The following is a 2,769-nucleotide window of genomic DNA, read 5'->3' on the forward strand; positions in this document are numbered from 1 at the left end:
CACCAGGTTTGTGAATGACAATCCATCTTCAAAGTTGGTCGATGCCATGGCCAAAACATTCAGTAAGACAGAAGGAGACATCAGACAGGTTATGATCACGATGGTGTCCTCGCCGGAATTTTGGAGCAAAGCTGCTTTGAGAGAGAAGACCAAATCTCCTTTTGAACTGGCCATCAGTGCAGTGCGCGGTCTGGATGCCCAGATCACACAGCCCTACCAGTTATTTACCTGGATCAACAAGATGGGACAGAAAATGTATTATTACCAGGCACCTACCGGATTCCCGGACCGTGGGCAATACTGGATCAATACCGGATCATTGCTAAACAGAATGAATTTCGGACTTGCGCTGGCGTCACAACGCATCCCGGGGGTGAAGATCAATTTGAAAGCCTTAAATGCTAACCATGAACCAGAAAGTGCTGAGGCAGCACTGCTCACCTACAGTAAGATGATCATGCCCGAGCGTAACCTGGAAGAAACCGTTAAGCGTTTGAAACCAATGCTCAATGATCCGGAACTGGTCGGTAAAATAGAAAAAGCCGCAGAAAAGGCACCAGCTCCTCAGCCCGAGACCACTATGATGAATGAGGATGCGGACTTGATGACAGGAGTAAAAGGGGACGGCACGATTAAAAAGAAAAGACAGGGGAAAAACGCAGCAGTTCAAACTTCCGATGGAAATAACACTATGCTCGCCCAGGTAGTGGGTGTAATCATAGGCTCACCGGAATTTCAGCGCAAATAAAATTTAAAGCAGATCATCATGACTTCAAGAAGAGGATTTATAAAATCAGGAGGCCTTGCCTTATTTGGCATCGGATTGGGCGGAGTGCCTGGATTTCTTATTGACGCAGTGGCAGGTACGAAACCATTAGGCTTGTTCCAAAGGAAGAAAATCATGGTTTGCATCTTTCAGCGCGGTGCTATGGACGGATTGATGGCTGTAACGCCCTTCACCGATCAGTATCTTAAAGCTGCAAGGCCGACCTTATTTATGTCGGCCGCCAAAGGCGGTAAAAATAAACCGCTCATCGATCTGGACGGCCGCTTTGGTCTGCACCCGTCTATGGCTGGATTTGAACAGGTATTCCGAGATAAAAGAATGGCCATTGTCCACGGTATTGGATCACCCAATAGTACCCGGTCACATTTTGATGCGCAGGATTTTATGGAATCAGGTACCCCTTTTAGAAAAGGTACGGAAAGCGGCTGGCTAAACCGGGCAGTTGGCTTGCTGGGACATGACGGTGCTACACCTTTCCAGGGCGTGAGCCTTACCTCGTCCCTGCCGAGATCTTTTTATGGCGACAATCCGGCTGTCGCGATCGGCAACCTGCAGGATTTTAACATACAGATGCGGGGAAACCTAAAGGGAGCCAATATGGCCGCAAAAAGTTTTGAAGACTTGTATGACCAGACTTCATCAGGTTTATTGAAGGAAACTGGCAAGGAAAGCTTTGACGCGATCAGGATGCTTCAAAAAACGGATGTCAGGAACTATAAGCCCTCAAACAATGCAGTATATCCTAGCACATCATTGGGTAATTCCTTAAAACAGATTGCCCAGCTGATCAAAATGGATGTAGGTATGGAAGTTGCTTTTGCAGAGTCGGGTGGCTGGGATACGCATTTTAACCAGGGTGCCGAAACCGGGATTTTTGCCCGCAATGTAAATGACCTGAGCGAAAGCATTATGGCTTTCTGGGCAGATATGGGTACACTGCAGGATGACGTTACGGTCATGACCATGACCGAATTCGGGCGTACGGTAAAACAAAACGGTACGGGTGGCACCGACCACGGCCGCGGATCCTGCAATTTCATATTGGGGAACGGGGTCAGCGGCGGACAGGTACACGGCCTTGTAAATCCGCTTTCCATAGAAAATTTGGAAGACGGCAGGGACCTGGCCGTTACCACAGATTTCCGGAGTGTATTTAGCGAGGTTGCAGACAAGCACCTTGGCATTCACAATGACAAGGTGCTGTTTCCGGAGTGGAATGGTAAAACAATCGGCGTTATGGCAATTTAGCGAAATCTATTTCCGGATGCTGCCCGGACGATTGTCTTTGCAAGGGTGTTTTAATGGGCGTGAAATCATTGAAAAAACCACAGTTCTTCAGAAAAAAAGAATCTTTATCCGTTCCTCCGGCATAGTCTTTCCTGTAATTGACCCTGGCGGTATTGTCAGCTGAAAAAGCAGCACCCGTTATTTCATGCCAGGCACCTTCAGCATTGGCCACCCATTGGTTTTTATAATTTGCCATACGCGGCTGGTCACCGGTACCAGGATCAAAATTCTCCAGGAAGGAATTTAGCCCCTGCAGGTAGATCGCGGACTGCGGCCGTTCAAAACTGGCTACCAGTTGCCAGATCCCTTTTTCAACATCTTTAAAATACGAGGTATACGTAGTGGTTTTCCTCTCATCGTTAGGTTGTGCCCGGGTTAAAAAAGCATAAGTTTTACCTGCTTTCCAGGGATAGATCATATAGCTTTGTCCACCGGAGCCTTCATTTCCAAATTCACCGGCCTTTGTAGTTTTCCCCTTTTTCAGCAGCACGATCTTCATGCTGTCGGGAATAGCTTTTGGATCATCTGTGTTAAAAGGGCTCCAAATGGAAAACAATACCCTTCGTTCAGTCGCAGAGTTTACCTGCATGCCGAAATAACCACTGCTAAACCCATTGGCCATATAATAGGTGCCGGTCTTATCTTCACCTTCAGGTACCATGATCTCGGAGTAAAGCCACTCTATTTTCGGCCCT

Annotated in this window: 3 protein-coding genes; 2 read left to right on the plus strand and 1 reads right to left on the minus strand. The window is 47.5% G+C overall.

Annotated elements, in window-relative coordinates; genetic code table 11:
* Together VK541_RS04470 and VK541_RS04475 are read left to right on the plus strand one after the other, a co-directional pair.
* Positions 1-748 (plus strand): DUF1800 family protein (locus VK541_RS04470; protein WP_324367336.1); only part of this gene is annotated, 748 nt, incomplete at its 5' end.
* Positions 749-766: 18 nt separating this feature from the next.
* A complete protein-coding gene (locus VK541_RS04475; RefSeq protein WP_324367338.1) occupies positions 767-2,035 on the plus strand; it encodes a DUF1501 domain-containing protein in 1,269 nt (422 codons plus the stop codon).
* Here the strand turns inward: VK541_RS04475 and VK541_RS04480 are convergent.
* On the minus strand, positions 2,022-2,769 hold a 748-nt coding region (locus tag VK541_RS04480), incomplete at its 5' end, for a DUF3472 domain-containing protein (protein ID WP_324367340.1). The genes VK541_RS04475 and VK541_RS04480 overlap by 14 nt on opposite strands.

The sequence above is a fragment of the Pedobacter sp. genome (assembly GCF_035317785.1).
GTDB lineage: Bacteria > Bacteroidota > Bacteroidia > Sphingobacteriales > Sphingobacteriaceae > Pedobacter.